The organism is Promicromonospora noduliphila (genome assembly GCF_056951025.1).
In genome coordinates this window covers 36,646-55,441 of sequence record NZ_CM167806.1, presented here as the reverse complement: position 1 = coordinate 55,441, position 18,796 = coordinate 36,646, and the positions used below count along the sequence as shown (strand labels likewise).

15 protein-coding genes are annotated in these 18,796 nt (G+C 70.7%); 5 read left to right on the top strand and 10 right to left on the bottom strand.

The genetic code is table 11. The features are described 5' to 3' along the window. Positions 1–218: 218 nt before the first annotated feature. Positions 219–629 (top strand): VOC family protein, encoded by a 411-nt coding sequence (locus tag AC0QU1_RS00235; protein ID WP_483573659.1) that lies wholly within the window; start codon positions 219–221, stop codon positions 627–629. A 91-nt stretch (positions 630–720) separates the two neighbouring features. On the opposite strand, the gene AC0QU1_RS00230 is transcribed toward AC0QU1_RS00235, so the two are convergent. Beyond that, complete coding sequence (locus AC0QU1_RS00230; protein WP_483573658.1) at positions 721–1,725, bottom strand: endonuclease/exonuclease/phosphatase family protein; 1,005 nt, start codon at positions 1,723–1,725, stop codon at positions 721–723. Positions 1,726–1,852: 127 nt separating this feature from the next. Between AC0QU1_RS00230 and AC0QU1_RS00225 the strand changes: the two genes are divergently transcribed. Further along, positions 1,853–3,883 (top strand): SigE family RNA polymerase sigma factor, encoded by a 2,031-nt coding sequence (locus AC0QU1_RS00225; RefSeq protein ID WP_483573657.1) that lies wholly within the window; start codon positions 1,853–1,855, stop codon positions 3,881–3,883. Positions 3,884–4,059: 176 nt separating this feature from the next. On the opposite strand, the gene AC0QU1_RS00220 is transcribed toward AC0QU1_RS00225, so the two are convergent. Both AC0QU1_RS00220 and AC0QU1_RS00215 read right to left on the bottom strand, forming a co-directional pair. Then, positions 4,060–5,247 (bottom strand): hypothetical protein, encoded by a 1,188-nt coding sequence (locus tag AC0QU1_RS00220; RefSeq protein WP_483573656.1) that lies wholly within the window; start codon positions 5,245–5,247, stop codon positions 4,060–4,062. A 270-nt stretch (positions 5,248–5,517) separates the two neighbouring features. Next, complete coding sequence (locus AC0QU1_RS00215) at positions 5,518–6,990, bottom strand: hypothetical protein (RefSeq protein WP_483573655.1); 1,473 nt, start codon at positions 6,988–6,990, stop codon at positions 5,518–5,520. A 218-nt stretch (positions 6,991–7,208) separates the two neighbouring features. Between AC0QU1_RS00215 and AC0QU1_RS00210 the strand changes: the two genes are divergently transcribed. Beyond that, on the top strand, positions 7,209–7,673 hold the full coding sequence (locus tag AC0QU1_RS00210; RefSeq protein ID WP_483573654.1) for a DUF6328 family protein: 465 nt from the start codon (positions 7,209–7,211) through the stop codon (positions 7,671–7,673). Between the two features lie 39 nt (positions 7,674–7,712). Here the strand turns inward: AC0QU1_RS00210 and AC0QU1_RS00205 are convergent, their stop codons facing one another. The 3 genes from AC0QU1_RS00205 to AC0QU1_RS00195 form a co-directional block, all read right to left on the bottom strand. Then, positions 7,713–9,269: a hypothetical protein gene (locus AC0QU1_RS00205; protein WP_483573653.1), complete on the bottom strand. Its 1,557-nt coding sequence runs from the start codon at positions 9,267–9,269 to the stop codon at positions 7,713–7,715. Beyond that, positions 9,266–10,810 carry a hypothetical protein gene (locus AC0QU1_RS00200; RefSeq protein ID WP_483573652.1) on the bottom strand — a complete coding sequence of 515 codons (1,545 nt, stop codon included), beginning with the start codon at positions 10,808–10,810 and terminating at the stop codon, positions 9,266–9,268. The genes AC0QU1_RS00205 and AC0QU1_RS00200 overlap by 4 nt, the downstream gene beginning before the upstream one ends. A gap of 121 nt (positions 10,811–10,931) precedes the next feature. Next, positions 10,932–12,101 (bottom strand): pyridoxal phosphate-dependent aminotransferase, encoded by a 1,170-nt coding sequence (locus tag AC0QU1_RS00195; protein WP_483573651.1) that lies wholly within the window; start codon positions 12,099–12,101, stop codon positions 10,932–10,934. Positions 12,102–12,249: 148 nt separating this feature from the next. Here AC0QU1_RS00195 and AC0QU1_RS00190 point away from each other — a divergent pair, with 148 nt between their 5' ends. Further along, positions 12,250–12,897 (top strand): DnaJ family domain-containing protein, encoded by a 648-nt coding sequence (locus tag AC0QU1_RS00190; protein WP_483573650.1) that lies wholly within the window; start codon positions 12,250–12,252, stop codon positions 12,895–12,897. Positions 12,898–12,912: 15 nt separating this feature from the next. Here AC0QU1_RS00190 and AC0QU1_RS00185 read toward each other — a convergent pair whose 3' ends face one another. The 3 genes from AC0QU1_RS00185 to AC0QU1_RS00175 form a co-directional block, all read right to left on the bottom strand. After that, positions 12,913–13,206 carry a hypothetical protein gene (locus AC0QU1_RS00185; protein ID WP_483573649.1) on the bottom strand — a complete coding sequence of 98 codons (294 nt, stop codon included), beginning with the start codon at positions 13,204–13,206 and terminating at the stop codon, positions 12,913–12,915. A 112-nt stretch (positions 13,207–13,318) separates the two neighbouring features. Further along, positions 13,319–14,479 carry an alpha/beta hydrolase gene (locus tag AC0QU1_RS00180; protein WP_483573648.1) on the bottom strand — a complete coding sequence of 387 codons (1,161 nt, stop codon included), beginning with the start codon at positions 14,477–14,479 and terminating at the stop codon, positions 13,319–13,321. After that, positions 14,476–15,411 (bottom strand): NAD(P)H-binding protein, encoded by a 936-nt coding sequence (locus AC0QU1_RS00175; RefSeq protein WP_483573647.1) that lies wholly within the window; start codon positions 15,409–15,411, stop codon positions 14,476–14,478. The genes AC0QU1_RS00180 and AC0QU1_RS00175 overlap by 4 nt, the downstream gene beginning before the upstream one ends. A gap of 435 nt (positions 15,412–15,846) precedes the next feature. On the opposite strand from AC0QU1_RS00175, the gene AC0QU1_RS00170 reads away from it, so the two are divergent. After that, on the top strand, positions 15,847–16,674 hold the full coding sequence (locus AC0QU1_RS00170; RefSeq protein WP_483573646.1) for an alpha/beta fold hydrolase: 828 nt from the start codon (positions 15,847–15,849) through the stop codon (positions 16,672–16,674). Here the strand turns inward: AC0QU1_RS00170 and AC0QU1_RS00165 are convergent. Further along, positions 16,664–18,685, bottom strand: coding sequence for a hypothetical protein (locus tag AC0QU1_RS00165; RefSeq protein ID WP_483573645.1), 2,022 nt, complete (start codon positions 18,683–18,685; stop codon positions 16,664–16,666). The two genes, AC0QU1_RS00170 and AC0QU1_RS00165, sit on opposite strands and share 11 nt — an antisense overlap. Positions 18,686–18,796 lie beyond the last annotated feature (111 nt).

The following is an 18,796-nucleotide window of genomic DNA, read 5'->3' as shown; positions in this document are numbered from 1 at the left end:
TGACGACCGCCAGGCGACGCGGCAGGTGCCATCTGCTGGTGCTTGCCCAGACGCCGTCCACTGGCAACGGCCGGCCATCCGGCGGACGGCGCCTGCAGGCGCCGTCCGCCGATGACGCCCAGCCGTTCGCCGGTGCCGCCAGGCAGTACCCGGCGCCGCACCGGATCCCGCGGGTGCGGAGGTCTTGCGTCTCACGCTGGATGTGCTGCGCTGGAACCATGACCCCGCGCATTCGACAGGTGGTGCTCGACACCACGGACGCCCGCGCCCTCGCCGAGTTCTACCGGGAGCTCTTCGGCCTCTCCTACCGTCCCGGTGACGAGGCGCCGCCGGAGGGCGAACCCGACCCCAACGGCAGCGACTGGCTGGTCCTGCGGAACGACGACGGTGTGCCCCTCGCGTTCCAGCAGGTCGAGGAGCTGCCGAGGTCGACATGGCCGGATCCCGCCATCCCGCAGCAGCTCCACCTCGACACCACGGTGCCCGACGTCGCAACGCTCACCGCGGCCCGCGACCGCGCCGTCGCTCTCGGCGCAACGCTGCTCCACGACCGTTCTGACGACCCGGACGAACCGCTCTACGTCCTCGCGGACCCGATGGGCCACCCGTTCTGCATCTTCGTCGGGTGACCAGCTCCCTTCGAGACCGAGGTTCCTTGGCTTTGGACGGGCTCAAAGCGAAGGAACCTCGGTCTCGAAGGTATGTCCCGGAGCAGCGGGGTCAGTGAGGGTCGATGTCCGCGAGGAGCGCCCGGTGGTCCGAGATGCCCGTGTCCACCGGTCGGCCGACGGCGGGGCGGCCGGTCGCGGAGCGGCCGGTCGCGGAGCCGCCAGCCGCGTGACCGCCAGCCGCATGGCCACCAGCCGTGTAGTCGCCAGCCGCGGAGGGGTCGACGACGGGGCCGAGCCGCTCGGCCGGCGCCGGTCCCGGGGTGATCTGTCCGTCGACAGCCCGCCCACCGCCGTCGGACACCCCGCTCCCAGGACCCTCGTCCAGGAGGATGTGGTCGATCTGGAACCGCGGGGCGTGCCGAGGGAAGGTGTCGCCCGTCGCGAGCGGGCGCCAGCCGGTGCGGTCGGCCGGCACGGATCCGCGCAGGTTGAAGTCGCCCAGCAGGACGAGCGGCCGCGGTAACCGGGCGAGCCGACGCCGGAGGTGGTCCACCTGGTGTTCCGCGTGCCGCTCCCCCGGCGCGCCCGTGCGGTATCCGGCGGCGCGCCGCACGACGCCGCCCGCCCAGGTGACGGCGGAGAACCGGTACACGCTGAGGTGCGTGCAGACGACGGTGAGCCGGCCCGACGGCGCGTCCACCTGGGCCGCGAGCGCCACGCGCGGCTCGTCGGTGCCGAGCTGGACCCGGCCCATGACCCAGGGTGTCGCGGGCGGCAGGAGCACCGTGTGCCAGCTCAGGACGGGGAACCGGGACAGCAGGGCGATGCCGTAACCGGGGGCGCCGGGGCGTTCGACCCGCCGGGCGCGACGTCGCACGCCGGGGTAGCGGAACGGGCCCGCGAGCGCTGGCAGGAACCGGTGGTCGACGGCATCCATGGCCTCGGCGCACAGCAGCGCCTGGTCCGCTCGCCCGGACCGCGCCTGCCCCCGGTCTACCTCCTGCAGTCCGACGACGTGGGCGTCGAGCGCCGCGACGGCGTCGGCCAGCCGGCTGTTGTCGACGCGGCCGTCGGGGCCGAGACCATGCTGGATGTTGAAGGTGGCGAGGCGCACGTCCTGATCTTGGGCCCGCCGGGTGGCGACCGCCACCACGGCGCGCGGAGATCCCTGGACGCAACGCCGCGACGCCCACGCGCGCCGACCGTGCAACCTTTGACTGGAACCCTCCGTAGTGGGTGGCATGACACAGGAGAGCGGGACGACCGTGAACAGCCTCTGGACCGGCAAGCCGTCGGACGGCGGTGGCGTGCGCGACGTGCCCGTCTCCGTCCCGCGCACCCGCGACGCGGAGTTCACCGCGTTCGTGCGGGACTCCGGCCCCTACCTGCACCGCACCGCCTACCTGCTGTGCGGCGACCCGCACCGCGCGGAGGAGCTGGTGCAGTCGACGTTCGAGCGGGTCTACCGCACGTGGGCGAAGGTCCGGCCGGACACCGAGCGCGCCTACGCCCGCCAGATCCTGGTCAACCTCCGGATCGACGGCTGGCGGCACTGGCATCGAGAGTCGTTTCCTGGGGACGACAAGCTCCCCGTCGCGACGACGTCGGACCATGCGGGGCAGGTCGCGCTGCGGGACGAGCTGGTCCGAGGGCTGGCGCAACTGCCGACCTCCCAGCGTCGCGTCGTGGTGATGCGGCACCTGCTGGACCTGCCGGAGGCGGAGGTGGCCCGCGAGCTGGGGATCGCCGTCGGCACGGTGAAGGCCGCGAACTCGCGCGGGCTGGCCCGGCTGCGGGACCTGCTGCGTGCCGGCGCCGAGGCGATCGAGCCCGTGTCGTTCGACGAGCAGGTCGTGCTCGACCGGAGCCGGGCGGCGCTGCGCCGTCGTCGGCTGACGCAGGCGGTGGGGGCCGCCTGCGTGGCGCTCCTGCTGGCGCTCGGCGTGGTGACTCGTGGTCCCGTGCCGCTGCCCGTCGTGGGGCCGGTCGTGCTGCCCGGCGGGCAGCTCGTGGCGCCCCTGTTCGACGGCGGTCGTGCCGACGGCGTCGGCCCGGATACGCCGCCGGCGGGCAACACCCCGGTCGCGTGCCCCGAGGACGTGCCCGCCGCGACGCCGACGCGGCCGGCCGAGCCGGGCGAGGACCTGGGCCTGCTCGACGACCCCGTGGTGGTCGACGTCGCCGATGCACGGCCGCTGACCTGCTACGACGTGGACATCGAGGCGGTGACGCACGGGATGGTCGACGACGAGACCTCGTCGAACGTGACCGACGACGGGGCGCCGCTGCCCGAACCCGGCGGGCTCTCCGACACTGGGGACATCTGGGACGGTGTGGTCCGGACCGGCCCCGACGGCACGGTCGAGGAGGCCTTCGTCCGCGCGGGCGGATACCGGGGCGAGGAGCCGGTCGTGTCGATACCGACGGAGACGATCGACGGCGCGCCGATGTGGCCGATGCAGATCGCTGCCCGAGGCGATCGGGTCGTGTGGTCGGAGAGCCCTGGCGGAGCTTCCACGCCCAGCAGTCACCTGCGCACGGTCGAGGTGGGCGGCGAGGCAGAGACGCTGGCAACACTGGAGGAGAACGCGTGGCAGCTCGCCCTCACCCGTGACCACGCCCTGTGGACAGCCGGAGCGACGGGCGACGACACCAGCCTGTTCACCACGTCGATCGACAACCCCGGAACGCCGACAGCGCTGGCGGACGACGTCACGGCCCTCGCGGCCGATGACAACGAGGCCGTCGCCGCCGTCCGCTCCGCCGGATCCGGCGGAACCAGCACGACCTCGATCCGGCTGTTCGACAACCTGGCCGGCGGGGACTTCACCGGCACCGTCCTGTTCGAGGTCGAGCACGACTCGTCGTCCAAGGTCGGCGAGGTCGCCGTCTCGGACGACCTGATCGCGTGGACGGTCACGCCCCTCGACACCGGATCCGGCGCGGGCCTGCTCTACGTCGTCGACCGCTCGGGTGAGCTCGACAGCATCGTGCGGCTCGCCGACGGCGTCGTCGTCGACGGCCTGCGTGCGTCGGGCGGCCTGATCACGTGGAGCGAGACTGACACCACCGCCGAGAACCCGACGGACTCCGCCTACCTGTACCGCGCGACGCCGTCGGCGGCGGGCCACGACGGCCCGGACCTCGCCCGGTTCCCGGGTGAGTCCGTGACGGTCAACCTGGCCGGCAACCGCACGGCCTGGCTGGAGTACCCGTACCCGGAGCTGTGGCTGGTCGAGGGGACGGTCGCTCCGACCCTGGAACGTGACTGACTGCTCACGCTGGAGCTCACCGGCCCGTGAGGCTTCGTGTTCCACACCTACGACTGACGTCCGATGTCTGCGGGCAATTGCCCAGAGGGAGTCCGCTTCCACCACGCGGTTGGGCATGTTCTGTGGTGACAATGCATGCCAGATCGCGTGGTGAAAGCGGACCCCTTCTGGGCGAACTACCTCACGGTGATGGTCACGCCGCGCTGCGACGGTGCCTGCAGGTCCGTGCCCGGGTACTTTGCGATCCACCGGCCCGAGATACTCGTGCCGACCCGGGTCTTGTAGACGCCGTCGGATCCCGTCCGGACCGTCTTCTTGTAGACCGGACCGCGCGAACCCGCGGGATCGAAGTAGAGCTTCACCGGCGTGTTCGGGGAGCGACGGATTCCCGCCTCGAGCCTGCTGATCAGTTGTACCTTGCGTACCGCACCGCGCAGCGTGATCGTCTTCGGTCCCGTGAACGACGTCGAGGATGCCGAGATGGTGGTGCTGCTGGCGCGGCGAACGCGAACGGTGGTGATGGGCTCCCACGGGATGGGAACCCGGACGTCTTGGAGCACGCCGTCGTTGTCCTCGTCCCAGCGGTCCGTGAAGACGGCGATCGGACCCTCGTAGTAGACGCTGTAGAGGCCGGCCGGGTGTATAGCAGACATCCGATACGTGCGGACTGCGCTGTAGCGCGTCTTCCACACTTCTTGCTCCATAGTACGGAAATCGCCGGTGCCGAACCGGCCTTCCGCGCGGCGGTTGGTCATGGCCGGTCCTGCATAGGCATTGCCGCTGAACCCTGGGGTCAGGATCCCGGCATCGAGGTAGACCGTCTGCGGTTCGATCCTCGTGACGACGTCCTGCACGATCACCCGCACCTTCGCGGTGTGGCCGTACTTCGTCCCCGAGGCCACTACCGACCGGACGGGCTGGCTGGTCGGCCGCTTCGTGAACTTGCCTGTCCTCGTTCCCACGAAGTCAGTGCCCTGGTTCTCGACCACGACGTCGTACTTGCCCGATGTGCGGGGCCGGAACGTCTTCGCGAACCATGCGTCACTGTTGGTGGCGACCGTTGCCACGAGCCGGCGGGGCGCCGTGCCCTCTGGGTCGAAGTAGATCCCAACGGACAGTCCACGTCCGGGCTGTTCCGGCTCCCAGATGCTGTCCGGCTGGATCCCGATGTAGCCATGGACCTGCACCGGCGACCCAGCGGGTGCTGCGTTCGGAGCGACCGACATCGAGTACCAAGTCCGCGCAAAGGTGGTGGGTGCTGGATCGGCCGCACTGGAAGCGGCTGCTGGTGGCCCGCTCAGCAGGCCCCCGACCAACACCAACCCGAGTGCGGAGGTGAGCAGTTTTCGGGCGCCGACGACCATGGAGATTCCTCACGGGAGAGTGGGACCCGAGAACCGGGAGATGACACAGATCCTGCCAGCCGCCCCGGCGACAGATCGGACCCGAGCGAGAATCCCGCGGGTGATCTTTCATGCCGCCCGGACACGAACGGGCAGCACAAAGGTCCGCCTCCAGCACGGGATCTGGCATGGTCTCGGGCGAGAATCCATGCCCAATCGCGTGCTGGAGGCGGACCTTTGTGGGATCCCGCCACGGATCTCCGGGATCCGTCTCGCTCGACAGCTCGGCGATCAGCCGATCGTGATGGTCACAACCCCCTGCGACGACGCCTGCAGCGCCGTCCCCGGGTACTTCGCGATCCACCGGCCCGACTCGGTGGTCAGGACCGGCGTCGAGTAGATCCCGTCAGACCCCGTCCGGACCGTCTTCCGGTACTCGGCGTCCGCCGAGCCCGCCGGGTCGAAGTACAGCTCCACCGGCGTGTTCGGCGCGAGCCGGTCCGCCGCCCCGCCCGTGCTGAGGAGCTGCACCTTGCGCACCGTGCCCCGCAGGGTGATGGTCTCGGGCGCGGGGAACGACGTCCCCGATGCCGAGACGCTGGTGCTGCTGGCGCGCTTGACCACCAGGGTCGTGACCGTCGGGTCCTCGACCAGGACGTTGTGCCGGCAGTTGCTCGTGCCGCCCTCGTTCCCGTCCCAGTCGGGTGCCGAGCAGGCCTTCATGGCGTCCCGGACCCCGATGTCGTAGACGCCCGCTGGGAGCGTCGGGTTGAACGTGAGGGTCGCGTGGCTCGTGCCGAGGCCCGAGTGCACCATGTCCCGCTGCACGCGGTATCCGTCGGGGTATGCTCCCTCGCCGCGCCGGCTCTGGGCGCTGATCCAGCCGGACGTCCCGCCGACGGTGAAACCGAGGCTGCCGACGTCGACGCGCCGCTGCACCGGAGCCAGGCCCACGACGACGTCGTGCGTCATGAGGTGGTCGCCCGCGGTGAAGCCGTTCTGGCTGGCGCGGACCGAAGCCTGCCGCAGGGTGGTGTCGCGCTCCCGCTCCGCGGAGGTCAGCGTCCACACCGTCCGGGCGCCCGTGTCGGTCATCGGCATCTCGGCCCGCCACGTTCCGGACGCACCAGGCCGCTGCCGGCTCTGGAAGTAGCCGCGCGCGTCCGTCGTGAGCGTCGCACGGAGGGTCTCCGGCGCGTCGCCCGCCGGGTTGAAGTAGAGCTTCACCTCCTGGCCGGTGGCCGGCGCGTACTCACCGGTTCCCAGGCTGCGGATGTTCGCGGCGCCCGAGACCGAGATCGTCGAGCCCGCCGGCGCGCTCGCCGGAGACGTCCAGATCAACGGGATGTTCCGCTTGGCCCGGAACGGCACCTCGACCGGGTCCGTGGTGCGGATCGGTACGTTGACCACGCCGTCGTCCGTGGTCACGGCGACCTCTGCCACCACGCTGACCGCGTAGATCCCCGGCTTGGCATCGGTCGGCAGGGTGACCGTCGACGTCCAGGCGTTGGTCGTCCCGGAGGGGACGAACTGCGAGCCGAGGAGCGTCCGGTCGTCCGGGTCGACCATCTTGATCTGCCCGGACCGGATGGCCGCGGAACTCCCGTTGTGCGTGATGCTGAGGGTTCCGGTGATGGACCCCTGCACCTCGCTCCCGGCCGGCAGGGAGATCCGCGCGGAGACGACGGCGTCGTCCGCCTGCCCCGCCATCCTGACCTGACCGGTGGGACCCGGCTCGGCGGCGACGCCAGGCGTCGCAGCCACACCGGTCACCATCAAAGCCGCACCGAGCGCCATGCTCAGTGGTACCCGCATCGTTGATCTCATCACCGCACGGCCCCCTCGTTCCAGGGACGCGGACGCGTCCCGCCAGCCGCATGTTCTCCCAGCGGGCAGGGGCGGGCCACGGGAGGCGGTGATGCGAGCGGGTGAATTTTGGTCCGGCCAGGCGGCACATCAGGACAAAGGTGAGAATGAGGTGCATGCAAACCGACGGACGCAGCGAGTCACCCGCCCAGCGCGCCGATCGCAACTGGAACGAGCTCCTCCAGGAGCTGCGTGTCATGCAGACCGGCGTCCAGATCCTCACTGGCTTCCTGCTCACGCTGCCCTTCCAGTCCCGGTTCGCCGACCTCGACGACTACCAGCGCACCGTCTACCTGGTTCTCGTCGTGACCTCGGTGACCGCCACCGCCCTCATCGTGGCCCCGGTCAGCGTGCACAGGTCGCTGTTCCGCCAGCAGATGAAGCAGGACATCGTCACCCTCGCGGACCGGATCACCAGGGCAGCGCTCGGCGTGCTCGCCCTGGTGATCACGGGCGCGGCGCTGCTGGTGTTCGACGTCGTGGTCGGGCGGGCCGCCGGAATCACCGCCGGCGCCGTCGTGCTCGTGGTCATGGCGGTCCTGTGGGTGGTGCTCCCCGAGGTGCTGCGACGGCGGAACTGATCGTGCAGGCTCTTCGAGCCTGCACGACCGCTCCCAGACCTACCTCACCGTGATCGACACCGCTCGCTTCGATGGCGCCTGCAGGTCCGTTCCCGGGTACTTCGCGATCCAGGTACCCGAGCGGGACGTGCGATAGGTAGTGGTGTAGACGCCCTTGGCGTTGGTCCGCACCGTCTTCTTGTACTGCGGACCGGTCGAGCCGACCGGGTCGAAGTACAGCTTCACCGGCGTGTTCGGCGAGAGGCGGATCCCCGCCTTCGTGTCGCTGACCAGCTGCACCTTGCGCACGGCACCGCGCAGCGTGATCGTCTTCGGTCCCGTGAACGACGTCGAGGATGCCGAGATGGTGGTGCTGCTCGCGCGCTTGACCACCAGGGTCGTCACCGTGAGGTCGTCCACCAGGATGTCGTGCCGACAGCTTGCAGTCGGGCTGGACCGCACCAGCCAGTTGGGAGTGGAGCAGGCCTTCATCATCTCCGAAACGCCGACGTCGTAGACCCCAGCGGGCAACGTCGGCCGGAACGTGAACGTCGGTGTGACCGTGCGTCCGTCATCAGCCTGCATCCACAAGTACTTGACGTAGCCGTCGCTGTAGTAGCCCTCAGCACGACGGCTCGCAAGGCTGACATAGCCAGGGGATGCGCCCCAGGAGTAGTTGAGATTGGCGACGTCGACGCGCCGTTTCACCGGATCCAGGCCCACCACGACGTCATGGGTGATCAGTCGATGCCCGACCGTGAGGCCATTCTTCGTCCTGCTCACCACGCCTTCCCGCAAGGTCGTGGTCCGCGCGCGGACGGAAGAGCTTGCCGTGCCGACGGCCTGGGTTCCCGCGGAGGTGGTCTTCATGACGGCGCGCCAAGTGCCGGAGACACTAACCCGTTCCTGAGTCATGAAGAAGCCGCGCTGGTCCGTCCTGAGGGTCGCTCGGAGCGTTGCCGGTGCCGAGCCAGAAGGGTCGAAGTACAGGTGCACCGTCTGCCCCGTGGCGGGCAGGTAGCCGCCTGCCGCGAGGTCCCACATGTTCGCAACGCCCGACACCTGGATCGTCGCACCCTCGGGCACGCTGGACGGCGAAGCCCAGACCTTCGGGATGGTCCGCCGCACGCGGAGCGGGGTCGTGACCACGTCGGTTCCGGCCAGCGGAACCGTCACCACACGGCCGTTCCCAGTGGTCACCTCTACCTCCGCCGTGACCGATACCTTGTAGTTGCCGGGCTCAGGATCGGCCGGCATCGAGATCTCCGATGTCCAAGGGCCAAATGTGGCCGACCGCGCGAACTGCGCGCCATGCAGGGTTCGACCACGTGGATCGGTCAGTGTGATCCGTCCGGAGCGCACTGTGGCGGAGGTCCCGGTGTGCGTCACGTCGAGCCGTCCCGAGATCGATGCCGCCAACCGTTCGTCGGCAGCCAGATAGACGCGTCCGGTGACCACCACGTCGTCGACCTGTCCGACGACCTGGCCATCAGCGGCTACACCGGGCGCCGCGGTCAGACCCGTCGCCAGAAGAGTCGCACCGACGACCGCACCGAACAGCCTGCGCAGCTTCGTCGTCATCACCGGGCTCTCCACTGCTTCGATCCTGATCGTCATTGGCTGACCTTGATGGTGACGGAGCCTCGCGAAATGGCATTGAACGCTGCTCCCGGGTACTTCGCGATCCACTGGCCCGACATGCTCGTGCGGTACCTCGCCTCCCAGGTGCCCTTGGCGTCCGTGTACACCGTCTTCTTGTACTGAGGTCCTGTGGATCCGGCCGGGTCGAAGTACAGCTTCACCGGGGTCCGCGGCGACAGACGGTAACCCGCCTTCGTCGGGCTGACCGGCTGCAACTTCTGCACCGAACCCTTGAGCACGATGGTCTTGGGTCCGGTGAGCGACTTCGACGACGCCGAGATCGAGGTCTTGGTGGCTCGCTTCACGGTCAGCGTCGTGATCCTGCGGTCTTCGACCCACACATCCCTGGCGCCGCAAGCGCCGACCGTCGGGTAGGCATCCCACTGCGACTTGGTGCACGTCGTGGTGAGAACCCGCTCGAAGCCGACGTCGTACACACCAGGCGGTGTCATCCCGTTCATCGTGACCGTCACATAACCGGCGGAAGCGCTCGGTCTGATGACCCGGTGCGGCGGCGAGAACGTACGGCCGTTCGGGTAGCGTCCCTCTCCGTGCCGTCCGTCGATAAGCAGCCCGCTCGTGCTCCGAAGGTAGCTGTCGGTCGTCATGCCGTAGTCGATGCGGACCTCCTGCGGGGTGAGCGTCGTCACCACGTCGGTCGCGGTGATGCGGATCCCGGTGGTGGCACCGTTATGAGTCCGCGCAGTCGCTCCTTGACGCGACATCTGGGCGTGCGGGCGCGCGATTTGTGCGATTCCGCGGGTTACCGGGTGCTGAACATCGCTTCCCCGATACGAGGCGTACCAACGGCCTGTGCCCGTTACACGCGTGTCTAGGCGGAAGTACCCCACAGCATTCGTCTTCGCTTGCCCCACCGACCTGCGCGGTGCCGGACCTTCGGGATCGAAGGAGAGGTGGACGACGGCTCCGGTGGCAGCCACAGGGTCTAGGACTCCGTTCTCGTCATAGGAGTACCAGCCAAGTGAGCCTGCGAGCGTCGTCACGGTCCCCGTCGGAAGGTTCGACGACCGCGCTGACATCTGAAGCTCCGACCCATATCGGACTTTGAACGTCACGATGTCGGTCGCACCGATGCGCACCAGGGCTGGTCCTCCGGCCCCGTCAACCTCGATGAACGCTACGAAAGACACTGTGTAGTCGCCGGTCAGGTTGTACGTGGCGCGCTTCGGCGTCGCACGCAGGTGCCCCTGCGCGATCTCTTGGAGATTGGTCTCACCGTACGGAACCTGCTGTCCAGCGGAGTCGAGCATGGTGACCCAGCCACGATCGAGGGACACCGAGCTGCCGTTGTGAGTGAGGTAGACATCGACGGGTATCTCGCTTGCCTGGTCCGGCTGATCAGCCACAACTACTTTGGCCGTCACCTCGTACCCGCCCGACGTGACGGTGACCGTACCTTCGCGCGTCTCCGCTCCGGCAGGCGCCACTCCGGCACCACCGACAAGCAGCACCGCTCCGATCGTCGCGCCGAGCGCGCGACGCGCCTTCGACATCACCGTCGTGACCTCGCAAGAAGAAGGAAAAAGTCCCGGGAGCCCGGGCAGCGAAATCCTGCCAGACGGCAACCCCCGGAATCCGCCCGTCAGCGGTTATCCACAGGGTGATCTCAGCGAGCTCTCAAAGCGTCTTGTGCCAGGCCACTATCCGGTCCACCGCGCGCGTCACCGTGTCGAGCGACGACGCGAACGACAGCCGCACCCAGTCGCCGCCCCGTACGCCGTCGAAGTCGGTACCCGGCGTGATCGCGACGTCGGCCTCCGCGAGGAGGCGCGCGCAGTACGTGACGGAGTCGAGGCCGAAGGCCGAGACGTTCCCGTACAGGTAGAACGCGCCGTCGGCGGGGGCGGCCGGCCGCCAGCCGAGCTCACCGAGCCGGTCCAGGAGCAGGGTGCGCGACGCCGCGTACCGCGCGACGTTCTGCGCCGCCGCGTCGTACCCCTCCGGGGTGAACGCGGCGATGCCCGCCTGCTGCGCGAGCGCGGGCGGCGAGAGCGCCACGTTGCCGGCGAGGGCGTCGACGGGCGCGATCAGCTCGTCCGGCAGCACGAGCCAGCCGAGCCGCCAGCCGGTCATCGCCCAGTACTTCGAGAACGAGTTCACCACGACGGCGCCCTGGTCCACGAACGTGGCCGCCGTCGCCTGCGCCACCTCGTCCGAGTAGGCGATGCCGTGGTAGATCTCGTCGCTGATCAGGCGGACGTCGTGCGCGGCGCACCACTCGGCGATCGCGGCCAGCTCGGCCGGCGTGATCATCGTGCCGGTGGGGTTCGCGGGCGAGGCGACCATGACGCCGTCGAGCCCACCGCCGTAGTAGGCCTCGGTGAGCTGCGAGACCGTGGGCTGGTAGCGCGTCTCGGGACCGCAGTCGAGCTCGACGACCTCGCAGCCCAGCGCCGACAGGATGTTCTTGTATGCGGGGTAGCCGGGGCGGGCCAGGGCCACGCGGTCGCCGACGTCGAACGAGGCGAGGAACGCGAGCACGAACCCGCCGCTCGAACCCGTGGTCACGGCGATGCGCCCCGGGTCGACGTCGACGTCGTACCAGCGCCCGTAGTGGCCCGCGATCTCGGCGCGCAGCGCCGGGACGCCCATCGCCTCGGTGTAGCCGAGGTTGCCGTCCCGGAGCAGCGCGATCGCGCGCTCCCGCACCACGTCGGACGCACCCGTGGACGGCTCCCCTGCGCAGAGGTTGAGCACGTCCGCCCCGGCGGCGCGCCGCTGGTTGGCGGCGGCGAGCACCTCCATGACGGCGAACGGTGGCACGTGGGACCGACGAGAGACCTTCATGCGGCCATCATGGCCCACGGGACCGGCCGGCACGCTGCCCTACGCTCCGAGGAACGCGCGACGCCATCACTCCGACGGCGGCACGACGACGCCGGTACCCCGGCCAGGACCCTGTCCGGCCGCTTGTGAAAGTTGTAACATGGCCGCCATGGCGCCGGGATCGCGCGATGACCGCAACGACGCAGACAACGACCCCCTCCGCCGGTCCGCGCAGTACCGCGTGGACCGGGAGGTGGCGGCCGAGCGCGCCGAGCAGCCCGACCCCTCCGAGCATGAGGACCAGGACGACGCGAACGGCGCGGACGAGAAGAAGTCCCCGGGCAGCATGACCCCCGAGGAGCGTGCCCGCTACGTCGACGTGGTGGTCGACCAGGCGATGCGGCGCGGCGAGTTCGACAACCTTCCCCTGCACGGCAAGCCGATCCCCGGCCTGACCGGCACGCACGACCCCGACTGGTGGGTCAAGGGCCTGATCGAGCGCGAGAACATCACCGGCGTCCTGCCGGCGGCCCAGCTCCGCAAGGACAGCGCCGAGCTGGACGACAGGCTGGACCTCGAGGTGATGGAGGAGCGCGTGCGGGAGATCGTCACCGACTTCAACGCCCGCGTCGTCGACGCCCGACGTCAGCTCCAGGGTGGCCCGCCCGTCGTCACGCCCACGCGGGACGTGGACGAGGAGATCCGGAGGTGGCAGGCCCGCCGCGCGGAGCGGCGGGCCGCGCGCTCCGGGCAGGCGCCGGCGACCCGGCGCGAGCCGACGGCGTCGGGCGCCCGGCCGTGGTGGAAGTTCTGGTGACCGATCCTCGGGAGCTCAGAACCCGTACGCCGCCGCGATGACGACGACGGTCATCAGCCAGTAGGGCACCGATCCGAGCACGAACCCCAGTCCCGCTGCCACGGCCATCCGGCCCCAGCTCGCGCCGAACCTGCCGAACAGCACCCCGGCGGCCATGGCGAGACAGCCCGTGATCGTCACCCCCTCGGCGGCGCCCTGCGAGATGAGCATCCCGAGAACGAGCGCGGTGATCCCGACGGCGGTCTCGCTGCGAGCGAGATACGGGCCGCCCCGGCGCGCCCGGTGATGGGTCTCCTGGTGCGTTGTCATGACACATCGCCCCTCGTGCCCGACGTCGGCGTGGGCACCTTCGTTCCAGGATCCCACCATGGCCCACTCTTTGCCAGAGCCAGCCAGAACCCCGAGGAAAGGCGGCCCGGCGTCAGCGCGAGGCCAGCACGTACCCGCGGAACCAGCGCTCCGTCTCGCGCCACACCTGCTCTCGCGCGGGCTTCGCGGAGAGCGTCGCGTCGTGCAGGCCGCCGTCGATCCGGACGAGCGTGACGAGGGAGCCGACGTCGGGGACCCGGCGGGCGATACCGACCACGTCCAGCACGGAGTCCGTCGTCCTCATCTCCTCGCTCCACCGCGTTGGCATCGTGCTTCGGGCGCTGAGCAGCACCAGGACCGGCAGCTCGATGCCGAGCCCCTTGGCCACCCGGTCCTGACCGCGGAAGATCGCGGCGAGCCAGGCGGGGGTGGCGCGCCAGCCGGCGTCGGGCCGCCAGGCGGCGTCGTAGTCCCACTCGCCGTCGAACCGCGACGAGATGGAGCGCGCGTAGAGGCCGCGGTCCAGGTTGACGAGCTGGCTGCGCGGCACGAGCGCCGACTGCACCCGGATGCCGGGCTCCATGAGCTTGCGCCCCGCCTCACGGGTCTGGAACTCCAGCCACGGCCCGTTCAGCACGAGCCCGGCGACGCGCTCCTGGTTGCGCGCCGTCCACAGGCTGAGGGTCAGGCCGCCCGTCGAGTGGCCCATGAGCACGAGCTTCCGCTCGGGCCGAGCGTCGCGCCCGTGCCCCATGACGTCGAGCGCCGCCTCGATCTCCTCGTCGTAGGTGGTGAGGCTGCGGACGTACCCGGGGGTCTGCCCCTCGCGCAGGCTGCGACCGTAACGCCGCAGGTCGAGGGCGTGGAACCGCACGCCGAGCGACTCCCAGAAGTCGGCAAGGTGGGCCTGGAAGAAGTAGTCGAGCCAGCCGTGCACGTAGAGCACGTCGACGCCGGCGTCGGGTACGACCTCGGGACGCGGCCGCTCGGCGCCCCGCAGACCTAGCCGCCGGCCCAGCTCCGACAGCTCGTCCCAGAGGCGCGCCACCTGCGGGTTCTCCGCTCCCACCCGGCGGATGCCGCGGCGCGGCTCGCCGTCGCCCGTTGGGTCGGGTGCGGGACGGGCGCGGCGTACCAGCGTCGCCACCACCTCGTCCTCCTCCTCGTCGGGGTGCAGGGGCAGCGTCAGGCGCTCGAAGCCCGGCAGCACATCGGGCTCCCATGCCGGCTCCGCCGCCGGTCCGTTGTCCACGCCGGGCGAAAGGCTCGTCATCTCACCGACGGTAACCGCAGGTGTGCCCAGTCGGCCGGATAGTCGTCGAGCCAGGCCTCGAACGACTGCGCCTCCCGCCCGGCCAGGTGCCCGACGTCAAGGCTCACGTCCGCGAGCGCGCCCGTCTCGATCGCCTGGCACTGGGTGATCCAGTCCTCGACCTCGCCGGCGGTCGACCGGTAGAACATCGCGCGCGCCTGCTCCACGGTCTGCGGCACGTACTCGATGGTCCGCCCGACGGCGGCCGACAGCGCCGCGGCGATCTCGTCGAAGCTCAGCGCCCCGGGGCCGGTCAGGTGGTAGGTCCGGCCCGCGTGCCGGTTCGGGTTCTCGTCCAGGAGGACGGCGGTGGCGACGTCCGCCACGTCGTCGTGCGACACGGAGGCGACCCTGCCCCGGCCGGCGGGCGCGCGGAGCACCGTGCGCCGTCCCGAGCCGAACGACTCGTCGTGGACCGCGAACGTGAGGGTGCGGTGGAACATGGCGGTCCGCAGGACCGTCCAGGTCAGGTCGGTGCCGCGCAGGTACTCCTCCGTGGGCCAGTCGTCCCGGGCGCCGGAGGCGATGGCGTCCGGCCCTGCGCCGACCGACGAGACGTAGACCACGTGCCGCACCCCGGCGAGCACGGCGGCGTCGATCGCGGCGCGGTGCCTGCCGATCCGGCCCGAACGCTCGCGGCCCGGCACGAGGAACACCGCGTCAGCCCCCGCGAACGCGCTGGTCAGGGTCCTGGTATCGGCGTCGGACGACGTGGCGACGACCTCGGCCTCCGGGAGCGGGGCGCCGTCGGGCAGCCGCGGCGTCGTGCCCCGGCCGGTGACCAGGAGGCGCTGCCGGCCGCCCGCCGCCGCCACGCGGAAGGCGAGCCTGGACCCCAGCCGGCCGTCGGCGCCGGTGAGGACGACCACCCGGTCGGGCTCCGATGGCGTCATTCCCACACCGTAATCGGCGGATCGCCGCCGGGCCGGGCGTGCGGTGGGTGAAACCTGATGGGTGAAACCTGGTGGCACGGAAGAGCCCGCGGGGTGACTGTCGTCAGCCGTGCTGGACGAGGGCACGGCACCCGCGGGCTCCGGTGGTCGCGAGGAATTCGCCACCGTGTCCCGTTGCGCCGAGCAGATCAGGAAGGCCCCGTGCTGAGCCCCCTGACCGGCGTCGGCGCGAAACGCTTTCGCGTCACGCGACTAGCGCGCGACCACCTCATGGGTCCGATGTGAATTCACTGCTCGGATCACCTCCCTTCTCATGTGCCCCCGAACCTACGCCGCCCGGCGGCGCACGCACAGGTATTTTCCTCGCGGCGAAATCCGTAGCCCCGGGCAGCCGTCCGAGCGACGATTTTCGGCCGACCGGTCCGTCTGCCCTGCATGACCATCACCACCGTCGACGCCTTCACGACGTCCGCCGACGGCACCCGGATCGCCTACGACCTCACCGGTCCCGGCCGAGGCCTCGCCCCAGCGATCGTGGTGGTCGACGGCGTCCTCGCGCACCGCGTGCCCCTTACGCTCGCCGCCGCGGCTGAGCTGGGCGACCGCGTCACCACCCTGCGGTACGACCGGCGCGGACGGGGCGGCAGCGGCGACACGGTCCCGTACAGCGTAGACCGGGAGGTCGACGACATCGCGGCGCTGCTGGAGGTCACCGGCCCGGCGGCGCTGCTGGGCATGTCGTCCGGCGCGTTCCTCGCGCTGCGCGCGGCGGCCGACCTCGGCGCCGACGTCACCGCCGTCCTCTGCTACGAGCCGACGTACGACGTCGCGAGCGGCGAGCCGCCCGTCGACCCCCGGATGATCGCGGGGGTCGAGGCATGCGTCGAGGTGGGCGACCCGGGCAGCGCCGTCGAGCTGTTCCTCGACGTCGTGGGCATGCCGTGCTGGATAGTGCCGCGCATGCGCGCGTCGGCGTCATGGGCGGACCTCGAGGCGATGGCGCCGACCATCGCGTACGACGGGCGGATCCTCGCGGGCGTCGCCCTGGGCCGCCGCGCCCTGATGGGCCGGTGGCACCTGATCAGGCAGCCCGTCCTGGTGGCCGACGGCGCCGCGAGCGCCGCGACGGTGGCGGCAGCCGCTCGGTCGCTGGCTGCCGTGCTTCCGGCGGCACGTCGGGTGACCCTGCCCGGGCACGGGACGGACGTGCCGCCGGAAGCGATGGCGGAGGCGGTGGCCGGCCTCCTCGGCGTCAGTCGGTGAGCGTGCCGCGCGCCTCGGCGAGGGGGACGAAGCCGGCCGGGCCGTCGACCTGCGGGATCCCGGAACCGGAACGGCCAAGGGTGGACGCTGCGCCCGGCTGGATCAAGGTCGCCCGCTCGTACTTGGCGTACTGGTGGTAGACCTGACCGTCGGAGCGGTCGGTGATGCGCCACCGGCCGCCGACGCGAACCGACTGCGGGGCGTTGGAGTAGACCCCGAAGTAGCCGCACCCGTCGCCGTCGAGCGGCACGCCGTTCGAGATGTGGTCCGGCTGCTCCTGGCCCGCGCCCGGGTAGACCGTGCCGTTGTCGCCGACGAACTGCACGGACAGGTTGCCGGTCGGGTTGTAACCCGGCGCGGCGCAGACGTACACGTTGGCGGCCAGGTAGCCCTGGTAGTTGTCGACGGAGTCGCTGACCGCTGCGTTGAAGTTCCAGAGGCTGAACCACTGGTACGTCGGGAACGGGTTCGCGAGCGAGGACTGGATCCACAGGTAGCTGCGGTTGCTGAGGTCCTTACCCGCCATGTTCGACACGACCGCGCGGAACTGGTTCAGCTCGTGCGCCGTCGTGGCGGTGAACCGCAGCGTGGAGCTGGTCTGACCGGACATGTTGGTCCAGGTGCCGGTGGCCGGGGTCCAACGCTGCCACTGGTAGTTCAGGCTGCCACCCGTGGCCGACACCCGGTACGTGACCGTCCGGCCCACCGTCGTCTGCAGGTAGCGCGTCGGCTGGCTGGTCACCCGCGGCGTGGAGATGCCGACCGGCCACTTGACCGTGTCGGTCGCGGCGCTGCGGCGCGTGGCGGGCAGGTACGCGTACCGGCGGCCGGTTACCTCGACGGAGATGTTCTTGCCGTGCTCGTTGCGGGTGAGCCGGTAGGTGCGTCCGGTCGCGCCGGGGATCGCGCGGCCCTCGGCCCGCCACCGGTAGGTCACGGTCGACGGCGTGGGCGACCAGGTGCCGCGGTTCGCGGTGAGGGTCTGGCCCACACGGACCGTCCCGCTGATCGTCGGGACGGATGCCCGACCGAACGGCTTCACGACGACAGAGGCCGCAGAGGTGAGGCTCTTGGTGGTGTAGCCGGCCCTCGACCCGGTCACCGTGACCGTGAGCTTGTCACCGTGCAGCCGGCTCGGGATCCGGTAGGTGCGGCTCGTCGCGCCCGCGATGGACCGGCCGTCGGCCTTCCACTGGTACTTCAGGGTCGCCGTCGGGGAGAAGTGGCCGGTCGTGGCGCCGACGAGGGCGCCGACCTTGGTCGTGCCGTTGATCCTCGGCGTGGTGGTGCTGAAGGAGGCCCGCGCGACGGTCACGAACTCGCTGGTAGCGGTAGCCGGCGCATAGCCGTCCTTCGAACCGGTGACCACGAGGCGCAGGGTCTTGTCCGCGTGCGTGGCCTGCGGGGTGAAGGTGGCGTCGCTGTCGACGGTCGCGCCGTTCACGCGCCACTCGTAGCCGAGCGTCGTGCCCTCCGGCCAGCCGGACGTCGTCGCGGTCAGCGTGCGACCGACGCGCACCGTGCCGGAGATGGCGGCCGTGCCCGCAGCCAGCTCGCCCGCCGCGACCGGTCCGACAGCGGCAGCGGCGACGGGCTCGCTCGTGGCGCCGGCCGCGGTCGCGGTGGCAGTGCCGATCACGTACTTGCCGACGTGCGCAGGCAGCAGCGTGAGGGAGGTGCCGGTGGCGCCGTCGACCGGGACGTCGGCAGCGTCGAGCACCGCGTCGTCGCTGAGGAGCCAGGAGTAGGCGATGCTCTCGGGCGCCGGCGTCCAGGTGCCGCCGGTCTCGTCGAGGGTGAGCACCGAGCCCACCGCCGTCGTGCCGTCGACCTCGAGGGTCCCGCTGAAGACGGGCGCATCGGCCTCCGCCGCCTGTGCCGGCGCCGCGACGAACGGCGTGGCGACCAGGGCGAGCGTGGCGAGCGATGCGCCGGCGCGCCAGCGCCGCGCCGTGCTGCGGGTGGGGACGGCGAACGCCGGGTGGGCGTCACCGAGGGATGTGGGCTTCATGGGGGTCCTTCGTGATACGTAACAGGACGGGCGCCCGGGACCGTCGTCGGTCCCCGGCGTCGCGAACGTAACGCGCCGCATATCCCGCTGGAAGCCACATTCGCCGAGAAT